Annotated in this window: 17 protein-coding genes; all 17 read left to right on the top strand. The window is 38.1% G+C overall.

Features of this window, described 5'->3' with window-relative positions; translation table 11 throughout:
- The first annotated feature begins 210 nt into the window (after positions 1-210).
- The 17 genes from ACN6MT_RS24760 to ACN6MT_RS24680 all read left to right on the top strand — a co-directional run bounded on the left by ACN6MT_RS24760 (position 211) and on the right by ACN6MT_RS24680 (position 19416).
- Positions 211-1878 carry a ribonuclease J gene (locus ACN6MT_RS24760; RefSeq protein WP_419888503.1) on the top strand — a complete coding sequence of 556 codons (1668 nt, stop codon included), beginning with the start codon at positions 211-213 and terminating at the stop codon, positions 1876-1878.
- 160 nt (positions 1879-2038) lie between these two features.
- Positions 2039-2791, top strand: a complete 753-nt coding sequence (locus ACN6MT_RS24755; RefSeq protein WP_063254328.1) for a ClpP family protease — start codon at positions 2039-2041, stop codon at positions 2789-2791.
- A complete protein-coding gene (locus ACN6MT_RS24750) occupies positions 2788-3027 on the top strand; it encodes a YlzJ-like family protein (RefSeq protein WP_419888502.1) in 240 nt (79 codons plus the stop codon). The genes ACN6MT_RS24755 and ACN6MT_RS24750 overlap by 4 nt, the downstream gene beginning before the upstream one ends.
- Before the next feature lie 154 nt (positions 3028-3181).
- Positions 3182-5521: a DNA translocase FtsK gene (locus ACN6MT_RS24745; protein WP_419888501.1), complete on the top strand. Its 2340-nt coding sequence runs from the start codon at positions 3182-3184 to the stop codon at positions 5519-5521.
- A 247-nt stretch (positions 5522-5768) separates the two neighbouring features.
- Positions 5769-6494 carry a GntR family transcriptional regulator gene (locus tag ACN6MT_RS24740; RefSeq protein WP_063254331.1) on the top strand — a complete coding sequence of 242 codons (726 nt, stop codon included), beginning with the start codon at positions 5769-5771 and terminating at the stop codon, positions 6492-6494.
- Positions 6495-6578: 84 nt separating this feature from the next.
- Positions 6579-7679, top strand: a complete 1101-nt coding sequence (locus ACN6MT_RS24735) for a BMP family lipoprotein (RefSeq protein ID WP_419888500.1) — start codon at positions 6579-6581, stop codon at positions 7677-7679.
- A gap of 183 nt (positions 7680-7862) precedes the next feature.
- Positions 7863-9386, top strand: coding sequence for an ABC transporter ATP-binding protein (locus ACN6MT_RS24730; protein ID WP_419888499.1), 1524 nt, complete (start codon positions 7863-7865; stop codon positions 9384-9386).
- Positions 9383-10462, top strand: a complete 1080-nt coding sequence (locus tag ACN6MT_RS24725) for an ABC transporter permease (RefSeq protein WP_419888498.1) — start codon at positions 9383-9385, stop codon at positions 10460-10462. Before ACN6MT_RS24730 ends, ACN6MT_RS24725 begins: the two co-directional genes overlap by 4 nt.
- A gap of 1 nt (position 10463) precedes the next feature.
- The gene (locus ACN6MT_RS24720) at positions 10464-11414 is read left to right on the top strand and encodes an ABC transporter permease (RefSeq protein ID WP_034676725.1); all 951 of its coding nucleotides are present in this window, start codon (positions 10464-10466) and stop codon (positions 11412-11414) included.
- A gap of 507 nt (positions 11415-11921) precedes the next feature.
- Positions 11922-13202: an EF-P 5-aminopentanol modification-associated protein YfmF gene (yfmF, locus tag ACN6MT_RS24715; RefSeq protein ID WP_419888497.1), complete on the top strand. Its 1281-nt coding sequence runs from the start codon at positions 11922-11924 to the stop codon at positions 13200-13202.
- The gene (yfmH, locus tag ACN6MT_RS24710) at positions 13202-14491 is read left to right on the top strand and encodes an EF-P 5-aminopentanol modification-associated protein YfmH (protein WP_419888496.1); all 1290 of its coding nucleotides are present in this window, start codon (positions 13202-13204) and stop codon (positions 14489-14491) included. Before yfmF ends, yfmH begins: the two co-directional genes overlap by 1 nt.
- 74 nt (positions 14492-14565) lie before the next feature.
- Complete coding sequence (gene ymfI / locus ACN6MT_RS24705; protein ID WP_419888495.1) at positions 14566-15288, top strand: elongation factor P 5-aminopentanone reductase; 723 nt, start codon at positions 14566-14568, stop codon at positions 15286-15288.
- A gap of 80 nt (positions 15289-15368) precedes the next feature.
- The gene (locus tag ACN6MT_RS24700) at positions 15369-15626 is read left to right on the top strand and encodes a DUF3243 domain-containing protein (protein ID WP_034676717.1); all 258 of its coding nucleotides are present in this window, start codon (positions 15369-15371) and stop codon (positions 15624-15626) included.
- A gap of 156 nt (positions 15627-15782) precedes the next feature.
- A complete protein-coding gene (locus ACN6MT_RS24695) occupies positions 15783-16574 on the top strand; it encodes a DUF3388 domain-containing protein (protein WP_034676716.1) in 792 nt (263 codons plus the stop codon).
- Between the two features lie 20 nt (positions 16575-16594).
- On the top strand, positions 16595-17515 hold the full coding sequence (locus ACN6MT_RS24690) for a RodZ domain-containing protein (protein WP_419888494.1): 921 nt from the start codon (positions 16595-16597) through the stop codon (positions 17513-17515).
- Between the two features lie 50 nt (positions 17516-17565).
- On the top strand, positions 17566-18144 hold the full coding sequence (gene pgsA / locus ACN6MT_RS24685) for a CDP-diacylglycerol--glycerol-3-phosphate 3-phosphatidyltransferase (protein ID WP_034676712.1): 579 nt from the start codon (positions 17566-17568) through the stop codon (positions 18142-18144).
- A gap of 18 nt (positions 18145-18162) precedes the next feature.
- Positions 18163-19416 (top strand): competence/damage-inducible protein A, encoded by a 1254-nt coding sequence (locus tag ACN6MT_RS24680; RefSeq protein ID WP_419956528.1) that lies wholly within the window; start codon positions 18163-18165, stop codon positions 19414-19416.
- The last annotated feature ends 270 nt before the right edge of the window (positions 19417-19686 follow it).

Here is a 19686-nt window from a genome sequence, read left to right as displayed (position 1 = left end):
AAAAGCCAATCGAATTTTATTCGATTGGCTTTTGTTTTTTTTACACATGAAAATTCTCAGATGGTAAAATCGACTAAATTTGGTTGTAAAGGTTTTCAACTATCAAGTATAATGATCATAACTGATTTCGATCGGGCAATTTTTGAAATGTCGAAGACCTCTAGTGAAAAAGTGCTTGAGCTAGACAATCAACATAGGAGGAAACGGAAATTGATAAATAGAAAAAATAGTTCCATTAAGGTTATTTCGCTTGGTGGTATTGGAGAAATCGGGAAAAATATGTATCTTGTTGAAGTGGACAAGGATATCTATATCATTGATGCTGGGCTAATGTTCCCCGAGGATGAAATGCTTGGCATTGATATCGTTATTCCAGACATCACGTATTTAACAGAAAACAAAGAAAGGGTTAAGGCTGTATTCTTAACACACGGTCATGAAGATCATATTGGTGCTCTTTCTTATCTTCTCCGCCAAATGGACGTACCTGTTTATGGAACGAAACTTACCTTAGCTCTTGCAAACGCAAAGCTAAAAGAACAGGAATATAGCGGGAAGACTAATTTTATTGAAATAACATCGGAATCGATTATTAATATGGATTCCGTGGAAGTAAGCTTCTTCCGAACCAATCACAGTATTCCCGACTCAGTTGGTGTTTGTGTCCAAACATCAGAGGGCAGTATCGTTTATACGGGTGATTTTAAATTTGACCAGGCAGCAACTAAACTCTACAAGCCTGATATAGGAAAAATGGCAGCGATTGGAGAAAAAGGTGTACTGTGTTTACTCTCTGACAGTACGAATGCAGAGAAACCAGGATACACCACGTCGGAAGCAATCGTTGAACGAGAATTATCTACAGCGTTCTATAATACTAAAGGCAGAATAATTGCCGCTTGCTTTGCGTCTGACATCAATAGAATTCAGCATATCTTTGATGCAGCAAGGGATAATGGGCGTAAAGTAGCCGTTGTGGGAAAGAGCCTTGAAAGAATTTATCATATCGCGCTAGATTTAGGTTACTTAGAAGTAGGAGAAGATCTCATTATTCCTGTGAATGAAATAAACAAATTCGAGGATAGAGAGATTGTAGTATTGATGACAGGCAGTCAAGGTGAGCCGATTGAAGCACTTCAAAAAATGGCAAAGCAATCTGCGAAACATGTAAATATTCAGCCAGGTGATACAGTATTAATTGCCGCTTCCCCGCTAAGAGGCAGTGAGCTGTTAATATCCAGAACAGTGGACATGCTCTTTAGAGCAGGAGCGAATGTAATCTCAGGTAAAAGAACGATTCATGTATCTAGTCACGGCAGTCAAGAAGAACTAAAATTTATGATTAATCTAATGAAACCAAAGTTTTTTATCCCGGTGCATGGAGAATATCGAATGTTAAAGGCCCATAGGAAACTGGCATTAGATTGTGGAATATTGGATGAAAATATCATTATTCCCGACCGCGGTGATGTCATTGAATGGAAGGATGGTAAGTTAAACATAGGCAGTAAGGTACCATCTGGAAATGTCTTAATTGACGGTATTGGTGTTGGGGATGTTGGAAATATCGTATTACGGGATCGGCGCCTGCTATCCCAAGATGGTATATTAATAGTAGTCGTTACATTAACACGCCAAGATAAGAAAATAGCTGCAGGACCTGAAATTATTTCACGTGGTTTTGTCTACGTTCGCGAATCCGAAAAGTTAATGGATGAATCAACAAAATTAGTTCGAGACATCGTCCAAAAAAACATTTCAAAGGAATCTTTTGAATGGTCAAGCCTAAAGCAAGACATAAGAGATGGATTAAACCGATATCTATTCGAAAAGACAAAAAGACGTCCGATGATACTTCCTATTATTATGGAAGTATAAATAGTGGTGAGGCATTGGGTTAAACCAATGCCTTTCTTAATGGGCAAAAGGATGATTGAAGCAGCAATTAACAGACAAGTTTAAATGATTATTCCTATCTGAGAATGAAATTGTATCATAGGTCAATACTAACGTTATCATGCGTGAAGGGAGACTTATGATGGATAAGGATTTACAAAAAAACGAATCCGGAAATCAAGAAGGGCAAGAACCTCAAAAAGAGGATAAGCCTTCTTCTTTAATGGAAAAAATTCAACAACTAGGGCAAACGAATGTACCACAGCTGTCCTCCGATTCTAGAATTCATTGTTTAACGATTATCGGACAAATTGAGGGTCATTTAGCACTGCCTCCACAAAATAAAACTACTAAGTATGAACATTTGATTCCTCAATTAGTAGCGATTGAACAAAATCCAAAAATAGAAGGTGTACTAATCATATTGAATACAGTAGGAGGAGATGTGGAGGCAGGACTGGCGATCTCTGAAATGATGGCTACTCTCTCAAAACCAACTGTTTCAATTGTCTTAGGCGGAGGCCATTCCATTGGAGTGCCAATAGCAGTGTCATGTGATCACAGTTTTATTGCTGAAACGGCAACGATGACGATCCATCCTATTCGATTAACAGGTCTCGTAATTGGAGTTCCCGCAACCTTTGAATATTTAGATAAGATGCAGGATAGAGTAGTTAATTTTGTAACAAAGCATTCGAATATTACCGAAGAGAAATTTAAAGACCTAATGTTTGCCAAAGGGAATCTAACTCGTGACATCGGTACAAATGTAGTGGGACCAGATGCAGTGGAATATGGTTTAATTGATGAAGTTGGCGGACTAGGCCAAGCGATGAAGAAGCTTAACGAATTAATAGATCAAAGGAAATCCTCTGCCGAGGGGCTGATTCAATGATTTTATACACCACGATGCCGCAGGAATTTATATATCCTCCTGAAACAGATACATTTACTAAACAACAAACTGTAACCTTTCAAGGTGTATCACTAATCGTAGAACAAACTGACTCACAAAATGTACAGGTAGTTCGCATTTTAAGCAGTGATCCGCAGCACTTTCTTGACGAGCGTATATGTCCTGGTGCTAAAATTTCTTGTGCGAGCGTTGAAGGATTGTCGGCAATCAATTAGGATATTATGGTATAATCAGGTTTAGAAGCTTAAGCAGCCATTCGGGCTGCTTTCTTCTTTTACGGGTAATTTACTCCTTATTGGAAGGTAGTTATGTTTGATTACGCGTTAGGATGATTATGATAGTATTACATTTATATAGACAGGTGATTAGATGGCTAAGAAAAAGAGAAGATCAAAAAAGAGAGATAATCAATTAAAACAAACCGTTCAATTTGAACTTTCCGCGCTTGCATTATTGGCTCTAGCTATTATATCGATAGCCAAATTGGGCGCTGTGGGGGAGGCAACAGTTTTATTTTTCCGATTTTGGATGGGTGAATGGTATATGCTCAGTCTGATTGGACTCGTGTTCCTCAGTGTATATCTTATGTGGAAACGAACTATACCGTTTATCTTTCATATTAAATTAGTTGGCATTTATTTAATTGTTTCCTCCATACTTCTTTTAAGCCATGTTACGCTTTTTCATTTGCTGACAAACGATGGAAATTTTAAAAACCCAAGTGTCATTAGTAATACATGGGAAATTTTCATGATGGAAATCAAAGGAGAAACGAGCACAATCGACCTTGGTGGTGGAATGATTGGTGCAGTTCTTTTTGCTATGTTTCATTATTTGTTTGCTGAAACGGGTACCAAGATTATAGCATTTATCTTTATTCTAATTGGATTTATTCTACTTACAGGTAAATCATTTGGTGAATTTGTTGCAAAAATAGGGAATACTCTGATTGAATTTTCCAAGGGGCAATGGAGTGCCTTTCAATTAGATATGGAGGAATGGAAGCAGAAAAAACAAGAGCGACGTGAAGAAAAACGGATACAACAGCAGCGTGAAAGGGAAAACCGAGCGGCTTCTGCTCAACCTGAAATTAATCCTCCGCTGCAAAATACACAAGAGGAAATGGTTACACCCGAGCCGCTTATCTCAAGTTTTGCAGACCGTGCTTACTCTGATGAGGATCCACAAAAACCTAAACGAAGAAAAGAGGAAAATAAAGGGAATCACCAAGTGATAGACGAAGAAGATTCCACTCCGCCTATTACCTTTACGGAAGTGGAGAATGTAGCCTATGAATTACCACCTTTGAGAATCCTTAAGCTTCCGAAGAAGACAGATCAAAGCGGGGAATACGAATTAATCCATGCGAATGCAGCTAAACTGGAACGGACTTTTCAGAGCTTTGGGGTAAAAGCACGTGTTACCCAAGTGCATCTCGGACCTGCTGTAACGAAATATGAAGTTCACCCTGATGTAGGGGTAAAGGTTAGTAAAATTGTTAGTTTGAGTGATGACTTGGCATTAGCACTTGCTGCTAAAGATATCCGAATTGAAGCTCCTATTCCTGGAAAATCTGCAATTGGGATTGAAGTGCCAAACTCTGAGGTTGCAATGGTTTCCCTAAGGGAGGTATTAGAAGCAACCCAAAATAATAAACCGGAGGCAAAGCTTCTGATTGGTTTAGGCAGAGATATTACGGGGGAAGCAGTACTTGCTGAATTAAATAAAATGCCCCATCTGCTTGTAGCCGGTTCAACCGGAAGTGGGAAGAGTGTTTGTATTAATGGTATTATTACGAGCATACTTATGAGAGCTAAGCCTCATGAAGTCAAGTTAATGATGATTGATCCGAAAATGGTTGAGTTAAATGTTTATAATGGTGTACCTCATTTATTAGCGCCAGTCGTTACAGAGCCCAAAAAAGCCTCACAAGCGTTGAAAAAGGTCGTAAGTGAGATGGAGAGACGATATGACCTGTTCTCACATACAGGAACGCGTAATATTGAAGGGTATAATGACCATGTGAAAAGGCATAACATGGAGGAAAATGATAAGCAGCCTCTATTGCCATATATTGTTGTTATTGTGGACGAGCTAGCTGACTTAATGATGGTAGCCTCATCAGATGTAGAGGATTCCATTACCAGACTTGCACAAATGGCTCGTGCTGCGGGTATTCACTTAATCATCGCAACCCAGCGGCCATCTGTGGATGTCATAACAGGAGTAATTAAAGCAAATATTCCTTCAAGAATTGCTTTTGCTGTCTCAAGTGCTACAGATTCGAGAACGATTTTGGATATGGGCGGTGCAGAAAAACTGTTAGGTAGAGGGGATATGTTATTTCTGCCTGTGGGAGCTTCAAAACCTGTTCGTGTACAAGGAGCATTTTTATCGGACAATGAAGTTGAAGATACCGTTAATTTCGTAATTGGCCAGCAAAAAGCACAATATCAAGAAGAGATGATACCAGATGATACACCTGAGGCAGTTGGCGAAGTGGATGATGATTTATACGCCGACGCAGTTGATTTAGTCATAGAAATGCAAACTGCTTCAGTGTCAATGCTGCAACGACGCTTTCGAATAGGATACACAAGGGCTGCACGTTTAATTGACGAAATGGAAGCCCGTGGAATTGTTGGAGCATATGAAGGCAGTAAGCCTAGAACGGTTTTACAATCGAAACCAAATGAAGAAGTGAATTAAAAAAAGAGCCATTTGGCTCTTTTTTTTTACATAATAACCCTATTGATTGTAGACAACTATAAATTATAACAGATTCAGAGGAAAAAAGTCCTGTTAATATTGACATCTTTCGACAATTTCGCTTTTTTCGACAAAAATTATAAATTCTATTTCCATAAGCTAAAAAAAATGGTATATTATTTTCGATTAGTAGGAATGATTATACATCAGATGTCTGATGTCTTAGGAAAGAGTTGGAGGAACCCGCATGTCTATTAAGCTAGATAACCGACATTTATACTTACAAGTTATTGATCGGTTGAAACAAGATATCGAACTAGGAGTTTATAAGGAAAAAGAAAAATTACCTTCTGAATTCGATCTTGCCAAACAACTGGGTGTAAGTAGAGCTACACTTCGTGAAGCACTGCGGATACTTGAAGAGGAGAATGTTATCATTCGCCGCCATGGTGTCGGTACGTTTGTTAACGCGAAACCTTTGTTTACCTCAGGGATTGAACAACTTAATAGTGTTACGGACATGATCCTTCAAGCTGGGATGAAACCAGGCACCATTTTCTTAAGTTCATCAACTATTGGAGCCACTGAAGAGGATATTCGTCGTTTCTCATGTTCTCCTAATGAGGGAATTGTCGTCATGGAGCGGGTTAGAACCGCGAATGGGGAACCTGTCGTTTACTGTATCGACAAAGTACCTGAAAAAATCTTGCCAGAGACGTTTTCTCATGGTGAAGAATCCATATTTTCCATTTTGGAAGAAGAGGCCAACCGAAAGATTACATACGCGGTTGCCCAAATTGAACCAATCGGCTATCATGAGAAAATTTCACCTATTTTGGAATGTGAACCAGAAACGGCATTGCTTGTATTAAAGCAAATGCATTTCGACGAAATGGATGAACCAGTCCTTTTCTCGGTAAACTACTTTAAAGCAGATAAATTTAGTTTTCAGGTTTTGCGAAAAAGATTTTAATTTTTTGCGGGTTATGAAAACGCAATCAAACTGCTTTCTGAAAGTTCCTACTAAATCAAACAAAAATATAGGGGGTCAATTGCTTTGACGAAACGTAAATTTGGCTTAGCTATGTCAATGATTGTAGCTGCAGGCACAATGTTAGCAGCATGTGGCGGCGGTGATGACAAGGGTACTGGTGAAGATAAAGGTAAAGAAGCTGTAAAAATCGGGATGGTTACCGACGCTGGTACGATTGATGACAAATCCTTTAACCAAAATACTTGGGAAGGTATTAAAAAAGCTGAAGAAGAACTTGGAATTCAATCAAAATATCTTAAGCCAGCTGGAACAACTGAGGCAGAATATTTAAAAGAAATGGGTAATTTATACGATGCAGGTTATAAGTTTATCGTAACGCCTGGATTTAAATTTGAAACTGCCGTTTTCCATGCACAAGATAAATATAAAGACGCAAAATTTGTAATTCTTGATGGGAACCCTCATTCTGGTGACTTTAAACCAGTTGTTAAAGACAATACAGTTGCCGTTTTCTTTGCTGAGCATGAGTCAGGCTTCCTAGCTGGTGTTGCTGCTGCACTTGAATTAAAAGAAGGCGAAGCTGGTTTCATCGGCGGTATGGAAATTCCTGCTGTTCAAAAGTTTAACTGGGGCTTCCAGCAAGGTGTTAAATATGCAAATGATAATTTAGGAACAAGCCTAACACTTAAAGCTGAAAACGTAGTTTACCAAGGTTCATTTGATAACGTAGCTGCTGGTGGACAAATTGCTGCACAAATGTATGACCGTGGTGTAGATGTGATTTTCACAGCTGCAGGTGGTGTTGGTGTAGGTGCAATCAACGAAGCGAAAACACGTGGAAAAGCTGGCGAAAAAGTATGGATCGTCGGTGTTGACTCTGATCAATACGAAGATGGTAAATATGATGGAGATAAATCCATTATCTTGACTTCAGCTATGAAGAAATTAGACAACGTTACCTTGGACATCATTAAGCGTGAGTTAAATGGTGATTTCCCTGGCGGCGAAACATTAGTATTCGACGCTAAAAATGATGGTATTGGCTTACCAGAAAAAAATCCAAACTTAAGCGATGATACTACTACTAAAGTAAAAGAAGTATTTGAAAAAATTAAGTCTGGCGAAATCAAAGTTGCTTCTGAACAAGGAAGCTTATTCAAGTAAAAAATCATAAAGAGACGGTTTTTTTTCCGTCTCTTTTATTTCCTTATCTATGATTGATGTCAAGTATGCATATTACAAAAGTAATCATATATAACTGTTTCAATATCCTTCAGTTTTTGATGTTGTAATAGGGGGCTCCCTATTTTCAAAGAAACAGAGTCTAAATAAAAGGTGAGTGCTACTATGAGTTATGTGGTTGAAATGCTGAATATTAGGAAGGAATTCCCTGGTATTGTAGCAAATGATAACATTACCCTAACATTAAAAAAAGGCGAAATCCATGCTTTATTAGGGGAAAACGGTGCCGGTAAATCAACACTAATGGGTGTATTATTTGGTATGTATCAACCTGAAAAAGGAATCATTAAAATCAGGGAAAAGGAAGTAAAAATTACTAATCCTAACGTAGCCAATCAACTTGGTATTGGGATGGTCCATCAGCATTTTAAATTAGTAGAAAATTTTACTGTAACTGAAAATATTATTTTAGGCAGTGAACCGTTAAGAGGAATGGTTTTAGATATTGATAAAGCTGCTAAAAGAATTGCGGAATTATCAAAACACTACGGATTAAACGTAGATCCACATGCGAAAATTGAGGATATCTCAGTAGGAATGCAGCAAAGAGTAGAAATCATGAAAATGCTCTATCGTGAAGCAGAGGTTCTTATTTTTGATGAACCAACAGCGGTATTAACTCCACATGAAATTGAAGAGTTAATGAAAATTATGCGTAATCTTATAAATGAAGGTAAATCGATTATCATTATTACACATAAGTTAAAAGAAATTAAAGCGGTTGCAGACCGTTGTACGGTGATTCGTCGTGGAAAAGGAATCGGAACAGTTAACGTAAAAGAAACAAGCACGGCACAAATGGCTGAAATGATGGTTGGACGCCAAGTAAACTTTAAAGTGGATAAGAAAGCTAGTATACCTGGTGAGGTTGTACTTCAAATAGATTCTCTTTCTGTAAAAAATAATAGAAAAGTATTAGGACTTAAAAACTTCTCGGTTGAAGTAAGAAGAGGAGAAATTGTTGGTATCGCAGGGGTTGAAGGAAATGGACAATCAGAAATCGTTGAAGCGATTACCGGACTTAGAAAAGCTGAATCAGGCAAAATTTTATTAAAAGGTAAAGAAATTACAAATATTCCAATTCGCCAAAGAATTGAAAGCGGAATTGGCCATATCCCTGAAGATAGACATAGACGGGGACTTGTTCTTGATTATACACTCGAAAATAACATGGTTTTAGAAGTTTATAATAAACCTCCTTTTGCAAAGGCAGGGTTACTAAATGGTGGGGCAATTAAAAAATATGCTAAAAGTATTTTAGAAAACTTTGACGTTCGTTCCGGTGAAGGCGGAGCGTCTATAGCAAGGACTCTATCCGGAGGTAATCAGCAGAAAGCAATTATCGGACGTGAAATGGAATTAGATCCTGATTTACTCATTGCCGTACAGCCTACACGTGGATTGGATGTAGGATCAATTGAATATATTCACAAAAGACTAATTGAGCACCGGGATAAAGGAAAGGCTGTTCTTCTTGTATCCTTAGAGCTGGATGAAGTGTTACAGCTATCAGACCGTATAGCCATCGTAAATAATGGAGAGTTAATCGGAACCGTTAATGCTTCTGAAACAAATGAGAATGAGGTAGGTCTGATGATGGCAGGAGTGAGTAAGGAGGGAAGCATATGAGAAACACCATTGTATCATTAATATCAATTATTTTAGGACTAATAGCAGGTGGTCTGCTAATGCTTTTCATAGGGGCTAGCCCTATTGAAGGTTACACGTATTTATTTCAAGGTGCTTTAAAAAATATATCACGTATCGGTGATACTCTTGCAACTGCAACACCACTGATTTTTACTGGACTTGCTGTCGCTTTTGCCTTCCGTACAGGTCTATTTAATATTGGTGCTGCAGGTCAGATGTTAATCGGTGGGCTTTGTGCTACTGCAGTCGGTTTAACTTTTGATTTAGCAAGACCCATTTTAATCCTTGTAATGATACTAGCAGGTATTGTTGGCGGTGGTTTATGGGCATTTATTCCGGGATATTTTAAAGCAAGATTCAATGTACATGAGGTAGTATCCACCATCATGATGAACTGGATTGCATATTGGACTGTTTACTATGTCGTTCCAGGATATTTTAAAGGTGAATTCTTAGAAACTGAATCACGCAAACTTGCTGAAAGTTCTACTTTGAGAACGCCTTGGCTGACAGATATGTTTCAAGGTTCTTATATCAACTTAGGTTTGTTTTTCGCAGTTATTGCTGTAATTATCATTGCATTTATCATTAATAAAACTACTTTAGGATTTGAATTAAAAGCTGTTGGTTTCAATCGACACGCCGCGGAATATGCAGGTATGAAAGTTAACCGCAATATTATCTTATCTATGTTAATTTCAGGTGCGCTCGCAGGTCTTGGCGGGGTAGCATTATACACTGGTAATGCGTCAAGTATGCAAATCGGTATTTTACCATCACAGGGCTATGATGGCATTGCGGTAGCCTTACTTGGAGCTAACTCTCCAGTTGGCGTATTCTTTGCAGCACTCCTTTTCGGTATTCTTTATTCAGGGACAGGCTTTATGAATGCGATGATTGAGATTCCACCAGAACTTGCCAATACCATCATTGCGATTATTATTTACTTTGCTGCTACTAGCGTTATGATTCACCGTCTATTAAATAAATTCCGTAAGACTCGTTCAAATGCAAATGATGTAGATGGACCTGTTGGCAAGAAGGGAGAAGCATAATATGTGGACCATAATTGAACAAATATTCCCTTACGCAATTGTATTTACCATTCCTCTTCTTATTACTGCATTAGGTGGTCTTTTTAGTGAAAGAAGCGGTATCGTAAATATCGGATTAGAAGGTTTAATGATTTCTGGAGCATTTGCGAGTGCACTAACGGTTAACTTTTTGCAAGATAGTATGTCTGGATCCGCGGTATTATGGATTGGGTTATTAGTTGCAGTCATAGTAGGGATGTTGTTCTCCTTATTACACGCGTTTGCCAGCATTAACTTAAGTGCAGACCAAGTAATCAGTGGTACAGCTATTAACATGATTGCCATGGCTTTAACAGTTTTCCTAGCTAGAAATATTACTGGTAGTGGTAATATTCGTATTACCAACGGTTTTACACCATTTGATGTACCAATTTTATCTCAAATACCAATTATTGGTGATTTGTTGTTTACAAAAACGTATGCAACAACTTGGTTTATATTAGTCGTGCTACTGGTTAGTGCGTTTATCCTAAACAAAACCAAATTTGGTTTACGTTTAAAATCTTGTGGTGAGTTTCCACAGGCGGCTCAAGCAGCAGGGATTAATGTTGTAAGAATCCGTTATATCGGTGTGATGATTTCTGGTGCATTATCAGGCTTAGGCGGCGCAATCATTATTTTAACATATGCAGGCGAATTTACTGGTTCTGTATCAGGACTAGGTTTCTTAGCACTAGCTTCCTTAATTTTTGGTCAGTGGAGACCGCTCGGAATCTTAGGTGCAACCTTATTCTTCGGATTTGCCAGCACAATTGCTAACGTATCTCAAGTTATTCCTGAATTGGCAGTTATTCCGCCAATCATTCTTAAAATTTTCCCATACGTGGTAACCCTAATCGCTTTAGTCATCTTCTCTAAATCTTCACAAGCACCTAAAGCAGCCGGAGAACCATTCGATCCAGGAAAACGATAATTATAGTAAGGTAACAAGGCTGACTTATTTGTCAGCCTTGTTTTATTATTGGCTGTGTTTAGTTATACTTTTAGTTTTAAGAACCTGTTGATTGGAGCGGAAGGCGCTCGATCCTCGAAAATGCTATCGCATTTCCTTCGTGCCGTGATTATTCGAGGGAGTAAATTCAAAGTCCTGCGGGATGAACGAGCTGAGTGAGACCCCGAAGGTCAGAATGACCGAGGAGGCTCACGGGCGAGCCCGCGAACCGCTGGCGCCTCGTGACAGGCAAAGACCGCCTGTCCTTGCGGGGCTTATTCAAGAAGCATTCCTTAGTGGAGCGCAAATCAACAGCCTAATTAACACAGCCTTTGTTTATATATGCTCAGGGGTTTTAACTTGTAAAAACCAAGCCTGGCAAATTATAGTAAGAATAAGCGTTTAAAACAATGGAAAAGATGTAAAATAACCGGCTAAATGTTTACATATATAATAAGAAGGATTTTGAAATCCCAAGGAGGTTTTGAGATGGATTCAACTGCTGAAAAAATAACCAATATGCAGGGCTACAAACTCCATGTCATTGAAACAGATAAATACAAAACGAATACATTTGTATGGAAAATGAAAGCACCGTTAACAAAGGAAGATGTAACGAAAAGAGCACTGCTTCCTCAGGTTTTACAAAGCAGCTCCGCAAAGTATCCGACAACAACTGCATTACGGTCTTATTTAGATGAATTATATGGTGCCACCCTATTCATTGATTTAGCGAAAAAAGGTGAATATCATATTATCAGTTTCACACTTGAGATTGCAAATGAGAATTTCTTAAGTGATCGTACCCCTCTATTGAAAAAAGGGTTCGAGCTTCTTTCAGAGGTTTTGACAAAACCGAATGTTTTAGGCAATGCATTTGAACTAGAGACAGTGAACAAAGAAAAGAGAACATTAAAACAGCGTATACAATCGGTTTATGATGATAAAATGCGTTATTCCAATGTACGATTGCTGCAAGAAATGTGTAAGGGTGAACCCTATGCTCTACAAGTAAATGGTGAAGCTGAGGATGTTGACTCCATTACTCCAGAAAATTTATATGAATACTTTAAAAAGGCATTTTCCGAAGATGAAATGGATCTTTATGTCATTGGTGATGTAAATGAAGACGAAGTAAAAAGTATTGCAGAAAGCCTACTGAAATTTGATGACCGTACACCACAAAAAGCAGTTTCCACGGAGACACCGAAAAAGGAAAAGGAAAATGAAGTAAAAGAACAACAGGATGTGAAACAAGGAAAATTAAATATCGGTTACCGTACGAATATTGTCTATGGAGATTCCGATTATTTTGCCCTTCAATTGTTCAATGGCATTTTTGGAGGATTTTCACATTCGAAGTTGTTTATCAATGTCCGTGAAAAGGCAAGCTTAGCCTATTATGTATCCAGCAGGCTAGAGAGCCATAAGGGACTGATGATGGTCATGTCAGGGATTGACTTAAAGAACTATGACCAGGCAGTGGGAATTATTCGCGATCAGTTGGAAGCGATGAAAAAAGGTGACTTTTCTGATCAAGAATTAATCCAAACTAAAGCAGTGATTCGAAATCAAATTCTAGAAACCATAGATACATCCCGAGGATTAACAGAGATTCTTTATCATAATGTTGTCGCAAGTAAGGACATAAAACTTGAACAATGGATTAATGATATGGAAAAGACAACAAAGGAAGAAATTGTAGCGGTTGCGAATAAAATTGAACTTGATACCATCTACTTCTTAACTGGATCGGAGGCGGTAAAATAATGGAAAAGATTAATTTTGACCAGCTCCAAGAAGAACTTTATCATGAAAAGTTACCCAATGGTTTAAATGTCTATATTCTGCCAAAAAAAGGTTTTAACAAAACGTTTGCTACGTTTACAACAAAGTATGGCTCGATCGATAATCATTTTGTACCATTAGGAAAAGAGGAATATGTAAAGGTTCCTGATGGTATTGCGCATTTTCTTGAGCATAAGCTTTTTGAAAAGGAAGACGGTGATGTTTTTCAACAGTTTAGCAAACAAGGGGCTTCAGCCAATGCCTTTACTTCATTTACTCGTACAGCATATTTGTTCTCGAGTACTTCAGATGTAGAAAAAAACTTAGAAACTTTAGTTGATTTCGTACAGGATCCGTACTTTTCGGAAAAAACGGTTGAAAAGGAAAAAGGGATTATTGGTCAAGAAATAACTATGTATGATGATAATCCTGATTGGCGTCTGTATTTTGGGCTGATTCAAAATTTGTATCAAAACCATCCAGTGAAAATTGATATCGCCGGTACGATTGAATCGATTTCCCATATTACAAAAGACTTGCTGTATGAGTGCTATAACACCTTCTATCATCCGAGCAATATGCTATTGTTTATTGTAGGGCCAGTTGACCCGAATAAATTCATGGATCAAGTGCGGGAAAACCAAGCGAAAAAGCAATACAAAGAAATGCCAGAGATTCAACGGAAATTTGAAGATGAGCCAGTTCAAACAGCCCAGCCAAAACAAGTACTTGAAATGAATGTGCAAACCTCTAAATGCCTAATTGGGATGAAAGCACTTCATGTAGATCAAACGGGACCAGAGTTATTAAAGAATGAATTAACCATGAATGTCCTCTTGGATTTATTGTTTGGAAAAAGCTCAGAAAATTATAATCAACTTTATAATGAAGGTCTGATTGATGAAACCTTCTCTTATGATTATACACAAGAACAAGGCTTCGGTTTTGCGATGGTTGGCGGAGATACAGAAAATCCTGATAAACTTGCGGATCAGCTAAAAAATATGCTTTTTCAAGCTAAGAATGGTACAACATTTACAGAAGAGCAATTAGAAAGGGCTAAAAAGAAAAAAATCGGTGCATTCTTACGTGCAGTAAACTCACCAGAGTATATTGCCAACCAATTCACAAGATATGCCTTCAATGACATGAATTTATTCGATGTCGTTCCTACATTAGAGAAAATAACGATGGATGACATTAAAATAATGGCCTCAGAAGTTATTTCAGAAGAACGTTTCTCAGTCTGCCAAGTGATACCTAAGAAATAACAAGAAGCGTCGCTAGCCGGCGCTTCTCTTTTCGATTAAAATTAAGTCAGCTAAAAATAGAAAGAGTGAAGCACGTGTACAAGCATGCACTAATTACAGGAGCAAGCGGCGGGATAGGACAAGCGGTGGCATTAAAATTAGCTTCTCTTGGCTATAATCTGTATCTGCACTTTAATCAAAATGAAACATCAATAAGGGATTTACTCCATCAACTTGAACCATTTGGCGGTGAATATACTGCCATTCAAGCCGACTTAGAAGAGCCGGATGGCTATAAGAAGATCTGTTCACAAATTTTTTCTCTCGACGCTATTGTTCATTGCAGCGGTAATACTCATTATGGCCTTCTTGTGGATGTTGGACAGGAAGACATTGAGTCATTAATGAGAGTTCATGTAATGAATCCTTTAATGATTACGAAAGAACTGCTGCCGAAACTAATTCGAAAAAGGTCAGGAAATGTCATTCTTATTTCCTCCATCTGGGGTCAAACTGGTGCTGCATGCGAGGTAGTTTATTCGACTGCGAAGGGAGCACAAATTTCGTTTGTGAAAGCATTAAGTAAAGAAGTAGCCTTAAATGGGGTGCGGGTGAATGCCATTGCTCCTGGAGCAGTTGAAACACCAATGATGAGCCAGTTCTCTCTAGAGGATAAACAACATCTTCAATACGAAATCCCTATGGGCAGGTTAGGTGTTCCAGAGGAAATTGCGAATGGTGTTAAATTTTTACTATCTGATGAATCTTCCTATATTACAGGACAAGTTCTTTCGATTAACGGCGGATGGTATACATGAAATATACATATTTTTTTGATGAATAAATTCCTCCCTATCATTGCAAAATAACAATGTACAACTATAAAGGAGGGTTTAATATGTCTGTTTTAGATAACTGGAAGCAATGGGAGGATTTTCTTGCTGACCGCCTTCACCAAGCACAAAATGAAGGGATGAGCGAGGGTGCAATAAGTGCGCTTGCATTACAAATAGGTGATTACCTAGCTGAGCAGGTAGAACCGAAAAACGAGCAAGAAAGAATTCTTGCTGACCTTTGGTCTGTTGCCGATAAAGAAGAGCAGCAAGCCATTGCAAACATTATGGTAAAATTAGTTCAAAATAACGGAAGTCGTTAAGAGAGAGGGCAACCTCTCTTTTTTTGCTTTTTATGAGTATTACATACTTAATTAAAGATTGAACTTGTTTTTGCTTTCATCTTGTATCAAAATCATATATTATATTGGATAGATGAGGAAATGAAAAAATTGTCGTATACGCCTAAGGAGGTTTTTATGGAAAAAAAAGAGTGGTATTTAGAATATGAGATTCAAAAAAACCGTCCTGGTTTATTGGGCGACATTTCATCATTGCTCGGAATGCTATCAATTAATATTGTAACCATTAACGGTGTAGATGAAGGGCGACGCGGTTTATTAATCTTAGCAAAAGATGATAACCAAATTAAACGGTTAGAGTCAATTTTAAATACAATGGACACAATAAAAGTAATAAAGATTAGAGAACCAAAACTGCGTGACCGCCTGGCTGTCCGCCATGGCCGATACATACAACGTGATGCGGATGATAAAAAAACATTCCGGTTCGTTCGGAGTGAACTTGGTGTATTGGTTGATTTTATGGCAGAGTTATTTAAGCAGGAAGGACACAAACTGATAGGTATCCGCGGAATGCCAAGGGTAGGTAAAACAGAGTCAGTAGTGGCTGCGAGCGTATGTGCTAACAAGCGATGGCTGTTCGTATCTTCCACTCTTCTAAAACAAACAATACGGAACCAGCTGATTCAAGATGAATATAACGAGAATAATTTATTTATTCTTGATGGAATAGTTTCAACCAAACGTGCTAGTGAACGACATTGGCAGCTCGTACGTGAAATTATGCGTTTACCTGCAGTCAAAGTGGTCGAACATCCGGATATCTTTGTTCAAAATTCTGAGTATACGCTGGATGATTTTGATTACATCATTGAGCTCCGAAACGATGCGGATGAGGAAATTACATATGATATTGTCGACCAAAATAACTTATTCTCTGGCTCTGATTTTGGAGATTTTGGATTTTAATTATTGGAAGGTGTTAATAGGTGACTGAATTAGGTAATCGACTAAAAGAAGCGCGATTAGCCAAAGGATTAAGCTTAGAGGATTTACAGGCAATCACAAAAATTCAAAAACGGTATTTGATAGGGATTGAAGAAGGCAATTATTCTAGTATGCCAGGGAATTTTTATGTTCGTGCTTTTGTAAAACAATATGCTGAGGCACTTCAGCTTAATCCAGAAGAAATATTTGAAACGTATAAAAACGAAATACCAGCAACTCACAATGATGATTTACCTGAGAAACTGTCGCGGGTGAAATCGCGAAAGTCGGTATCAGAAGGATCTTCGAAAATTTTTGATATTATCCCAAAGGTTTTAATTGGGGTCTTTATTATTGGCGCCGCTGGATTACTGTATTATTTCTTTGTTAATAACGTCGGTGACAAAGCTAATGACCAGATTAATGAGAAAAATGAACCTGTAAAATTTGTACGCTCTGAAAATCTGGACAAAGCGGATGAGACAGAAAAAGAAGATACGAAACAAAATAAAGAAGAAAAAAAGAATGATCAACAAAAGAATGATGAGCAAAAGACTGTTGAGGAAAAACCCGTTGTAGAAACTCCTAAGCAAGAATTAGCTGCAGTTCAAAACAGTGGGAAAAACTCTTCCTATGATTTGAAAAATGCAGATAAGTTTGTTTTAAAACTGGTGACAACAGGGAATACATGGGTAAGTGTTAAAACAGGCAGTGGTATTTCCAAGTTCAATGGGATGTTATCGAACACTGGTACACAAAGTACAGAAGTTGATTTAGCCGGTGAAACCAAAGCAGTCATTGTTGTTGGTAATACCGTAGCTACTGAGATTTACGTCAATGACCAAAAGCTGGAGTATGCAATCGCACCTGCTGATCAGGTTGTTCAGAACATTACGATTCAATATGTTCCGAAGAACGAATAGTCATCAAGTGATGACTATTTTTCGTTCTAATATTATTTGGAGGCAAAACAATGAATGTACCAAATCAAATAACGATATCAAGGATTCTTTTAATTCCTATTTTCTTGATAATCATGCTATTCCCCTTTGATTGGGGAAACATGCATTTGCTGGGAGCTGACCTTCCGGTAACCCATTTTGTGGGAGCCTTAATCTTTATTTTTGCTTCAGCGACAGATTGGGTGGATGGCTATTATGCCCGAAAATACAATCTTGTTACTAATATGGGGAAATTCCTCGATCCGCTGGCAGATAAGTTACTTGTCTCTGCAGCACTAGTTGTTCTTGTTGATCTTGGTTATGCAGCCTCTTGGATTGTTATTTTAATCATAAGCCGTGAATTTGCTGTGACGGGCCTTCGTCTCTTGCTAGTAGAGGGTGGAGAAGTGGTCGCTGCTAATAATCTCGGAAAAATCAAAACCTGGGCGCAAATTATCGCAATATCAGCACTTTTATTACATAACATTATTTTTGAAATGATTGGATTTCCATTTGGTGATGTAGCATTATGGGTTGCATTAATTTTTACTATTTGGTCTGGATGGGATTATTTTTCAAAGAACATGCATGTTTTTAAAAATTCTAAATAGAACTTGGGGTAATGGATGATGAATGCAGAAATTATTGCAGTTGGTTCTGAATTACTGCTGGGTCAAATCGTTAATAGTAATGCACGCTTTATTTCGCAACAACTCGCAGTACTCGGTATCAATGTCTTTTTTCATACGGTAGTTGGTGATAATCCTGACCGATTAAGGTCTGTAATTGAAATTGCAGAAAACCGTTCAAATTTAATTATTTTTACCGGCGGTCTAGGACCGACAAAGGATGATTTAACGAAGGAAACGATTGCTCGGCATTTAGGGAAAAATCTAGTTATGGATCAAGAAGCATTAGAATCTATTGAACTTTATTTTAAAAAGGGAAATAGAGTAATGACTGAAAATAATAAAAAGCAGGCCCTTGTTTTAGAAGATTCTACTATCCTGCCAAATCATCATGGGATGGCACCAGGTATGATGGTAGAGACTGGTAATCGAGTATATATGCTTCTGCCAGGACCTCCGAAAGAAATGGAGCCTATGTTTTTACACTTTGGTGCTGCAGCCTTGTCCAAACAAGTAAAAACGGATGAGAAAATCGTTTCTAGAGTTTTAAGGTTCTTTGGTATTGGAGAGGCAGCGTTAGAAACGGAAATCATTGATTTAATAGAACAGCAAACAAATCCAACGATTGCCCCGCTTGCTGCAGACGGAGAATGCACGTTAAGGCTTACGGCGAAGCACCATGACTTGCAAACAGCAGAGGCTATGCTTAATGAAGTAGAGGGTAACATCAGATCTCGAGTTGGCCAGTTTTTATATGGCTATAACAATACTTCCATAGTATCTGAACTTATGAACATTTTAAAAGAAAGAAAATTAACGATCTCAGCAGCAGAGAGCTTGACAGGCGGATTGTTTCAGCAGGAATTAACAAGTGTACCCGGTGTTAGTTCGGTCCTAAAGGGCGGAGTGGTTTGCTACACGAATGAGGTTAAGAAGAATGTATTAAAAGTCAAACCAGAAACGATTGAAAAACATGGAGTTGTCAGTAAAGAGTGTGCAAAAGAGCTGGCTGAAAATGTTGCAGCATTAGTAGGTGCTGATATAGGGATTAGTTTCACGGGTGTCGCTGGTCCTGCTGAGCTTGAGGGTAAACCTGTAGGAACAGTTTACATTGGGATCTCGATTAGAGGAAAACAAACAGTGGTTGAAAAGCTGGAACTAGGCGGTTCAAGAGAAGCAAACCGAAGCCGTTCCGTGAAATATGGCTGTTATTATTTAATAAAACTTTTGCAAGAATCACAGAAAGCTAATTAAGGCTCTCTGTGATTTTTTTATCATAGAATAGGTTATTTACTTTCGTGTGATCCATAGGCGGAGAATTTCCGGTTAATGTATATAGAGGAAGTTAAGAAGCAGTTATAAGAGGAGATATTCCGGTTAACTGCTCTAAATATGACAAAATCCATAGACTTGGATCATATAACCGGAAAAACTCCCCCTATTTTTAAGGAAATATGGTATTTTCCCCATTTAGCCGGAAATCTTCCGTTTGTTTTCAAACATGGAAAATCAATATCATACTTT

It is taken from the genome of Neobacillus niacini (assembly GCF_048572935.1).
Taxonomy (GTDB): domain Bacteria; phylum Bacillota; class Bacilli; order Bacillales; family Cytobacillaceae; genus Neobacillus; species Neobacillus niacini.
The sequence above is the reverse complement of the archived record's forward strand: the minus strand, read 5'-3'. Positions and strand labels throughout refer to the sequence as shown.

What these genes read in the sequence shown, in the direction of transcription:
- ACN6MT_RS24700 (WP_034676717.1), top strand. Translation starts at nt 15,369, where the DNA reads ATGTCTGTTTTAGATAACTGGAAGCAATGGGAGGATTTTCTTGCTGAC.
- yfmF (WP_419888497.1), top strand. Translation starts at nt 11,922, where the DNA reads ATGGATTCAACTGCTGAAAAAATAACCAATATGCAGGGCTACAAACTC.
- ACN6MT_RS24680 (WP_419956528.1), top strand. Translation starts at nt 18,163, where the DNA reads ATGAATGCAGAAATTATTGCAGTTGGTTCTGAATTACTGCTGGGTCAA.
- ACN6MT_RS24745 (WP_419888501.1), top strand. Translation starts at nt 3,182, where the DNA reads ATGGCTAAGAAAAAGAGAAGATCAAAAAAGAGAGATAATCAATTAAAA.
- ACN6MT_RS24720 (WP_034676725.1), top strand. Translation starts at nt 10,464, where the DNA reads ATGTGGACCATAATTGAACAAATATTCCCTTACGCAATTGTATTTACC.
- yfmH (WP_419888496.1), top strand. Translation starts at nt 13,202, where the DNA reads ATGGAAAAGATTAATTTTGACCAGCTCCAAGAAGAACTTTATCATGAA.
- ACN6MT_RS24750 (WP_419888502.1), top strand. Translation starts at nt 2,788, where the DNA reads ATGATTTTATACACCACGATGCCGCAGGAATTTATATATCCTCCTGAA.
- ACN6MT_RS24725 (WP_419888498.1), top strand. Translation starts at nt 9,383, where the DNA reads ATGAGAAACACCATTGTATCATTAATATCAATTATTTTAGGACTAATA.
- ACN6MT_RS24730 (WP_419888499.1), top strand. Translation starts at nt 7,863, where the DNA reads ATGAGTTATGTGGTTGAAATGCTGAATATTAGGAAGGAATTCCCTGGT.
- pgsA (WP_034676712.1), top strand. Translation starts at nt 17,566, where the DNA reads ATGAATGTACCAAATCAAATAACGATATCAAGGATTCTTTTAATTCCT.
- ACN6MT_RS24740 (WP_063254331.1), top strand. Translation starts at nt 5,769, where the DNA reads ATGTCTATTAAGCTAGATAACCGACATTTATACTTACAAGTTATTGAT.
- ACN6MT_RS24755 (WP_063254328.1), top strand. Translation starts at nt 2,039, where the DNA reads ATGGATAAGGATTTACAAAAAAACGAATCCGGAAATCAAGAAGGGCAA.
- ACN6MT_RS24695 (WP_034676716.1), top strand. Translation starts at nt 15,783, where the DNA reads ATGGAAAAAAAAGAGTGGTATTTAGAATATGAGATTCAAAAAAACCGT.